Origin of the sequence: Neobacillus sp. NPDC058068 (genome assembly GCF_042885335.1) — a bacterium.
In the GTDB taxonomy this organism is placed as follows: domain Bacteria; phylum Bacillota; class Bacilli; order Bacillales; family Cytobacillaceae; genus Neobacillus.
Map to the genome: position 1 here is coordinate 32,444 of NZ_JBHVSI010000034.1, position 7,048 is coordinate 39,491.

A 7,048-nucleotide genomic window follows, 5' to 3' on the forward strand; every position below is an offset into this window, starting at 1 on the left:
AGAAATTAGATGTAGAAGATAAAAGTTAAATGAGGTGTTTTTTATAGAAAATATACCCGTCAAGACACTAAAAAGAATAGAAGAAGACATTAAAAATAATGATTTAGGGAAAGCCAGGGATAGACTACATGGGTTAATATCAACCTATACTAATGAATTAGAACTCCGTAAAAAGTTAGGAGATATATATTTTGAATTAAAATATCCATCTATGGCTGGTCGCTACTGGTATTTAGAAGAACACAAAACACCAGAGATGGTAAAAGCATGTATTGCATTTGAAAAATCAATGGGAAATAACCCTAATAGAATAGCCAGGGCTTTAAAGTATAAAGGTAATATTGAAATCATAAAAAGATTGGAATTAGACCAAGCAATTACCTCTATACAAAAAAACGTGAAAGAAAAATTAGTAGAAGAACCCGAGGATTTATTGGTAGATAAATTAGTTTTATATGGTTGTTTATCAATAATAGTATTAATAATTATCTTTACATTAATTGGAGTTTACACATTCTTCAAATGGATATTTTGATTTAGAATCAGCTTGGGTTAGAGGGTTTTGATTTAGCATGTTTTTCAACTACAGGGGGCTTGAGTTGAAGATGAGTTGTGGCGGCAGCTCTTTTTTTGTTGATCAACTAAAGGAGCAGGTTAGCTTAAGAAGATGTAGTTAATATTGCCTTCGCTGAATTATAATTATGGTGTTAGTAAGTGCTATAAAAGGAGAATATAAAATGCCTGTTATTGAGCATCAACAATTTATTAAAGCACCTGTTGAATTATGTTTTGACCTTGCGAGGAACGTAGATATTCATACTCAAACCACCTCTACAACAAAGGAAAGAGCTGTTGGTGGAGTCACACAAGGGTTATTAGAGGAGGGAGATACTGTTACTTGGGAAGCCATTCATTTTGGTATTAAACAAAGGCTGACAGCCAAAGTGACATTAATGGAAAAGCCCTATAAGTTTGTAGATATGATGGTGAAGGGAGCCTTCCATTCCTTTGTTCACTCTCATCAGTTTATCGAAGAAGCAGGTGGAACCATTATGATAGACAAATTCCAGTATAAGTCTCCATTTGGACCAATTGGCGTTGTAGCCGATAAATTGTTTTTGGAGAAGTATATGAGAGTATTTATTGCTTCCCGTGCAAAGGCACTCAAAAATATTGCCGAAAATATGGATTAATCTTATTGAAGAAACAGGAGGAAGTGTTTAAGATCAGAGCTGTCACTGAGGCAGCTTTTTCTTGTTGAACGGGCAGGTTAGTTGAAGAAAAATTATGGAAAAAAATCCAATATCATAGGGTGATTTATGGTATGATTTGAGAAAATATATATTCATTTTTAAGGGGGAAAATGATGAAAAAGTTTTTACAATCATTTATTATAACTGTTGTCTTTGGTTTTATTGGAAAAATGTTGGTCGGCAATTGGGGATTTTTCGTAGCTGTTGGTATCAACCTATTATGTTTAATATATCAAGAACTAAGCATTATCTCATCACTTCTGAAAGAACGTTCCTCTACGAAAAAAGTTGCATAGATTATTCAAGTAACGGGTGCTTTAGTGTAAGAAGGGTTGTCATTGGCAGCTCTTTTTCTTTATACACTAAGGTGCAAATTTGGTTTTACAAAAAAATAAATTTATAGGTAAAATAAATTGTGTGAAAGTTTGTCCACTATTACAGTCCCGAATGCATTGAGAAACAAGATGCACCTATTTTTATTTGGCTATATTAAGGGTCATTTTTGATTTTATAACCATGTTGATTGGAGTGGAAGCCGCAAGACTCCTGCGGGAGCGCCGAGGAGTAAATGAGTATGTGAAGAGATGTACTTAAGCTAACGTGGCAGTTTACTTTAAGAAGAGAATAAACTGAAGAACAGTCGTATATTTTAGTCTGTATTTGTAAAATTGATATGTTTTTGTCCCCAAGTACACATTGAATCCAATATGGGTTTTAGGCTCCGACCATATTCGCTTAACTCATATTCCACTTTTGGTGGGACTTGATTAAAGACAATTCTGCAAATAACTCCATCAGACTCTAATTCTCTCAATTGTTGGGTAAGCATTTTTTGTGTAATGTTTGGCATTAAACGCTTCAGTTCGCTTGTTCTTTTTTTACCGGTTTCTAAATGGCAAAGAATAATGCACTTCCACTTTCCTCCGATTACTTCGAGAGTTGCCTCAATGGGCATATTAAATGACTTCATAAAAATGTGTCTCCTTTATGGGAACTTTTAAGTACCTATGGTACAAAAAAGTGCGTACTTGTCTCTAATATACATTATATATTATTGTTATTCTAACAAGTAAATAATCGATGTAGAAATGAGGGATTAACCATGAAAATATTAGCATTATATGGAAGCTCACGAAAGCACGGAAACTCGGAGTTGTTGGCGGACAAGGTACTAGAAAACATTGAACACACCAAGCGGTACCTAACTGACTACCATATTAAACCGATTGACGATAAAAGACATGAACCAGGGGGATTTTCGGATAGTATTGATGACGACTATAACCGGCTGATTTCTGAATTTCTTGAACATGACGTGGTGATATATGTTACACCAGTGTATTGGTATGGAATGTCGGGTTTGATGAAGAACTTTGTGGATAGATGGACGGAAAGCTTGCGTGACCGAGAACTCCAATTTAAGGAGAAGATTCAAGGTATCAAACCATGCGTGGTGATTGCAGGTGGAGATTTGCCTTATGAAAAGGCGAAACCTTTAGTTCAACAATTTGAACTCATCTTTGATTTTATGGGTGTAAAGTTAGAAGATTGGATTGTTGGCGATGGAAATAAGCCAGGCGATGTGTTAAATGATGAAGTTGCCATACAAGCTGCAAGTGAGTTGAATGCCAAGCTTCAAAATCTTGTTTTTAACTAACAAAGTCTGAAGAGAAGAACGGGGGTGCTTCGGCACTCCTTTTTTGTTATCCATTACTCAAATATGCTGTGGTATGTCACCAAAAAGAGTGAGTTTGTGAAATATTGTACTTAAACTATCGGGTGCAAGAGTTAAAGATTGGGATGGCTACGGCGATCCCATTTTTTTATTGCACTACGGGAAGGATAGTTGAAGGAGAAGTTGTTTATTAACTTCGCAATTGACACAAAAGACGACAAATAAGGAACTTCTTAAATTTGATGTTCCTTTATCACTAATTTCAAATTAACCACTAAAAGGTATTAGTAATTCTTCAACAATAAAAGTTATTTTTTTCTAGAACTAATGAAATCAATAAGTATTACTACAAATAATGCTAACCCTAAATTGTCATTAATCAATAAGTTTTTATGTCCATACATTCCAGGAAGATTAATGACCCAGAGTAACAAAAGTAAACTATACAGAGTTATAAAGATAATTGTAATTGGTTTTGAATGAGCTCTTGTTTCTCTTTTTTCAAAAAATAAATTAAATATTTTTTCTAGAGAAGATTTCAAATCTTATTCCTCCCTGTTCCAATAAAATATTTCACTTTTGTAAAAAACGCACTGTTATTAAAGAATAATAAAGTATTTCCTTATTTTCTATATTGTGACACGTTTTGAATTAGTTGAAAAGTAATTTTGTTAACAATATTGTAATTAATCGTAGTGCATTGCAAAGAAAGATTTTAGAAGTTTAGTTGTCTTACGAGAAAAATGTGAACTAAAAGAGAGGGGACTTTTATAGAACCATTATCGGATTTTCTTATTAAACAAACGGGCAGTTTAGTAACAGAAGGAATCTTATAAGAGAGCACAGAATACCTATAATAATTATGGGAATGGATTATTAAAAGGGGGGAATATGGGTGCTTGAAAAAACTGTCTTAGAGAAACTTAATCGTGAAAGAGATGACTTAAACCCTTTAGTTGTAATGATGTGTGGAATAGCAGGTTCTGGAAAAACTACCTTCTCACAAAAGTTAGAAAAGGCTGGGTTTGTACGTCTTTCTATAGATGAAGAAGTCTGGTCTACTAATGGTCGATACGGAATAGATTATCCGATTGAAAAATATAGAGAGTATTTGGATAAAGCACATTTAAGATTGCGTGAAAAACTAGTAAAGTTAATTCTTAATAAGCAACAAGTAGTGGTTGACTCTAGTTTTTGGAGACAGTCTGAAAGGGTTGAATATAAGCATCTAATTGAAACTGCTGGAGGTAAATGGCGTCTTATTTTTTTGAAAGTTAATCCTAATGATTTGCGTGAACGTCTAAAGATAAGAAGTAATCGGTTTGATGCAAATGCTGCTTTTCCAATAACAGAGGAAATATTAACTTCCTTCCTTAATGGATTCGAGGTTCCGAAAGGAGAAGGAGAAATTGTAATTGAATTTTAAGAAGAGCTTTCCTTTTCATTAGGCAAAAAGTAAAATCTTTAAGAGCTTTTATCGTTTCAAAGTATCGGGTGCATTTAAGCCAAGAGAATTAAAGCACTTTCTTTGCTGGTATAGGGGCGGGTAATTTTTATTGAAAAAGTTATAGTTAACAAGAGCTACCATAAACAACTCTTTTTAATAAATAATAAAGTTTGTGAAAAAATGTACTTAAACGAACGGGGGCTTGAGTTTAAGAAGGGATTGCTGTGGCTATCTTATTTTAGTCAGTTAAAAAAGGGTTTTTCTATACATGTATAGAATAGGTAGTTATATTTGTTAAGGTCACAAGGGACAAATAGTAGCTATGCTCCGTCAGATGGGTTATGAGCCCCCAAATACTGATGTATTAGGAACAGAAATTAATTTATTAAGTGAATAGAAATTAAACAACTTTAAGTAGCCTTACTACAATAAAATGTAGCAAGGCTACTATCTTTTAAAACAAAATTCAATAACTTTATTATCACTAAACAGAGAGGTCCTACGTGGGTGTTACCCCGAAAGAAGCAGTCAAAAGCTGATGTAGCAATTTTTTCATGAATGAAATGCAGGAAAGACTTATATATCAACTATTTTAATCAATGGTTTGATTGAAGAAGAAAATAGTAGAGAATGCTCAAGGGTTGTCTGGTTGCGAAAGGGATTTGCCATAAACAAGACTAGTGGACTAACGAATATTGTTTAAACATAATGCTTTCTACTTAGCGCAATTGACAACTTTTATCATATTGGGGTTGAAGGTTCTGATAGATATAATATTAATAAGAACTTTTTTTCTTAGCTAATAGGTGTTTGTTTTTTTGTGAAGAAAGAGTGGAGATAGGGGGACTGGTTACATCATGAGAATTTTTATAAGACTCTTTTTTATGATTTTGTGTGGAGCTATGATTTTACCGGCTTTTCAGGTTGCGGCTGAGGAAAATAGCTCAGATGCAGCAAAGAATGGCTGGTATGAGGAGCAAGGTAAGCAATACTATTATAGGGATAATCAAGCCGTAAAGGGCTGGCTTAACATTGACAACAACTGGTACTACTTCAATCAGAACGACGGAGCCGCTAGCGAGGGCTGGGTCTATGACAAGGGAAAGTGGTATTTTCTTAAAAGCAGTGGTGTCATGCAAACTGGTTGGCTGCTAGATAAAAATCACTGGTACTATTTAAATTCCTCCGGCGCGATGCAAACTGGCTGGCTGCTAGATAAAAATCACTGGTACTATTTAAATTCCTCCGGCGCGATGCAAACCGGCTGGCTGCTAGATAAAAATCACTGGTACTATTTAAATTCCTCCGGCGCGATGCAAACCGGCTGGCTACTAAATAAAAATCACTGGTACTATTTAAATTCTTCCGGCGCGATGCAGACTGGTTGGCTCTTAGAAAAAAACCACTGGTATTATTTAAATCCTTCCGGTGCAATGCAGACTGGCTGGGTTTATCTAAACAGCTGGTATTATTTGAACCGAAGTGGGGTCTGGGTACCGAATACGATTGCAGATGGATTAACAACGGTACCAAATAATAATCAGCTCATCCTGGTGACTTCATTAGGCTATAACACCAATAAGGCAAAAATCCGCACCTTTGAAAAAGAAGATAATAAGTGGTATGAAAAACTTAATGTCGATGGTTTTATTGGAAAAGAGGGCTTCGCCACTGTTATGAATGAAGGAGCCAAAAAATCTCCTAGGGGAAAATATACGATTGGGACAGCGTTTGGAAGATTTCAAAATCCAGGAACAAAGCTGCCTTATCGTCAAATCACTTCTGATGATGTATGGGTGGATGATTCTAACTCCTCCTTATATAATACGTGGCAAAAGGCATCTGAAAATCGGGGACGTTGGAACAGTGCTGAAAAAATGGATATTGCAGCGTATAATTACGGATTTGTGATCAATTACAATACAGCTGAAAGAATTCCAGGCGCAGGTTCCGCTATCTTTTTCCATGTTTCCAATAGTTATACGCTTGGTTGCACAGGAACTGCACAAAATTATGTTGTTGGTATTCTTAAATGGCTGGATCCTAGCAAGAGTCCAGTTATCATTCAAACCCCTGAAGGAGAGCTCAATCACTATTAATTCAATAAAGAGATAAACGTTCATAAAGTGCTTGCTTCTTCGTTTTTTTGATATCTGAAATAGAAAAAGGTATGTTGATTGAGTGTTGGTAGCACTCAGTTGATTAAACTTTGGGCCCGAGCTTGTTTGCATTGCTCGGGCTCTTGGGCGAATATGGCATGTGCAAGCAACAGTGAGCGTATTTGTTAGGGGATGTGCCTAATTCCTCAAGCATCGGGGCAAGCGTTTTCTTATTCCACTATAGTGGCAGGTCAGCTGAACAAGAGAAAAAAGCGTTAATCCACTTGGAGTAACGCTTTTTATTGAGTGGATTTCCAAATTAAGGATATTACATTCTTAATAATTGCCGAATAAACAAACTTGCATATTCATAATAATCTTCTGGTGAGAGATTGTGAAAAAATGTACTTAAACTCTAGGGTGCGTTACTTTAAGATCCGGCTGCCATTACGGTGGCCATTTTTTATTGAACTAAAGAAGCAGGATAGCATTCCTGTAGATCGTTAAATATCAGGTTTGAAAAAAATAGAGCCCCTCAGTAAGATACGAGTATAGAGACCAATCTAAACTCAGT

Annotated in this window: 8 protein-coding genes and 1 pseudogene; 7 read left to right on the forward strand and 2 right to left on the reverse strand. The window is 35.3% G+C overall.

The window, feature by feature from the left end; genetic code table 11:
* Positions 1-43: 43 nt before the first annotated feature.
* The 3 genes from ACFVSW_RS26335 (at position 44) to ACFVSW_RS26345 (ending at position 1,549) form a co-directional block, all read left to right on the forward strand.
* Positions 44-535 carry a DUF6584 family protein gene (locus ACFVSW_RS26335; RefSeq protein WP_387319606.1) on the forward strand — a complete coding sequence of 164 codons (492 nt, stop codon included), beginning with the start codon at positions 44-46 and terminating at the stop codon, positions 533-535.
* A gap of 202 nt (positions 536-737) precedes the next feature.
* On the forward strand, positions 738-1,193 hold the full coding sequence (locus ACFVSW_RS26340) for an SRPBCC family protein (protein ID WP_387319598.1): 456 nt from the start codon (positions 738-740) through the stop codon (positions 1,191-1,193).
* A 173-nt stretch (positions 1,194-1,366) separates the two neighbouring features.
* Positions 1,367-1,549 (forward strand): hypothetical protein, encoded by a 183-nt coding sequence (locus ACFVSW_RS26345; protein ID WP_387319599.1) that lies wholly within the window; start codon positions 1,367-1,369, stop codon positions 1,547-1,549.
* Positions 1,550-1,902: 353 nt separating this feature from the next.
* Here the strand turns inward: ACFVSW_RS26345 and ACFVSW_RS26350 are convergent, their stop codons facing one another.
* Positions 1,903-2,223 (reverse strand): winged helix-turn-helix transcriptional regulator, encoded by a 321-nt coding sequence (locus tag ACFVSW_RS26350; RefSeq protein ID WP_387319600.1) that lies wholly within the window; start codon positions 2,221-2,223, stop codon positions 1,903-1,905.
* Between the two features lie 132 nt (positions 2,224-2,355).
* Here ACFVSW_RS26350 and ACFVSW_RS26355 point away from each other — a divergent pair, with 132 nt between their 5' ends.
* Positions 2,356-2,910 carry a flavodoxin family protein gene (locus ACFVSW_RS26355; protein ID WP_387319601.1) on the forward strand — a complete coding sequence of 185 codons (555 nt, stop codon included), beginning with the start codon at positions 2,356-2,358 and terminating at the stop codon, positions 2,908-2,910.
* 326 nt (positions 2,911-3,236) lie between these two features.
* On the opposite strand, the gene ACFVSW_RS26360 is transcribed toward ACFVSW_RS26355, so the two are convergent.
* Positions 3,237-3,470, reverse strand: coding sequence for a hypothetical protein (locus tag ACFVSW_RS26360; RefSeq protein ID WP_387319602.1), 234 nt, complete (start codon positions 3,468-3,470; stop codon positions 3,237-3,239).
* 353 nt (positions 3,471-3,823) lie between these two features.
* Between ACFVSW_RS26360 and ACFVSW_RS26365 the strand changes: the two genes are divergently transcribed.
* The 3 genes and pseudogenes from ACFVSW_RS26365 (at position 3,824) to ACFVSW_RS26375 (ending at position 6,474) form a co-directional block, all read left to right on the forward strand.
* The gene (locus ACFVSW_RS26365; protein WP_387319604.1) at positions 3,824-4,354 is read left to right on the forward strand and encodes a P-loop nucleotide/nucleoside kinase family protein; all 531 of its coding nucleotides are present in this window, start codon (positions 3,824-3,826) and stop codon (positions 4,352-4,354) included.
* Between the two features lie 331 nt (positions 4,355-4,685).
* Positions 4,686-4,772, forward strand: a pseudogene (locus tag ACFVSW_RS26370) (hypothetical protein); the annotation flags it as partial.
* 460 nt (positions 4,773-5,232) lie between these two features.
* Positions 5,233-6,474, forward strand: a complete 1,242-nt coding sequence (locus ACFVSW_RS26375; protein WP_387319605.1) for a cell wall-binding protein — start codon at positions 5,233-5,235, stop codon at positions 6,472-6,474.
* Positions 6,475-7,048 lie beyond the last annotated feature (574 nt).

What these genes read in the sequence shown, in the direction of transcription:
- ACFVSW_RS26375 (WP_387319605.1), top strand. Translation starts at nt 5,233, where the DNA reads ATGAGAATTTTTATAAGACTCTTTTTTATGATTTTGTGTGGAGCTATG.
- ACFVSW_RS26355 (WP_387319601.1), top strand. Translation starts at nt 2,356, where the DNA reads ATGAAAATATTAGCATTATATGGAAGCTCACGAAAGCACGGAAACTCG.
- ACFVSW_RS26340 (WP_387319598.1), top strand. Translation starts at nt 738, where the DNA reads ATGCCTGTTATTGAGCATCAACAATTTATTAAAGCACCTGTTGAATTA.
- ACFVSW_RS26350 (WP_387319600.1), bottom strand. Translation starts at nt 2,223, where the DNA reads ATGAAGTCATTTAATATGCCCATTGAGGCAACTCTCGAAGTAATCGGA.
- ACFVSW_RS26345 (WP_387319599.1), top strand. Translation starts at nt 1,367, where the DNA reads ATGAAAAAGTTTTTACAATCATTTATTATAACTGTTGTCTTTGGTTTT.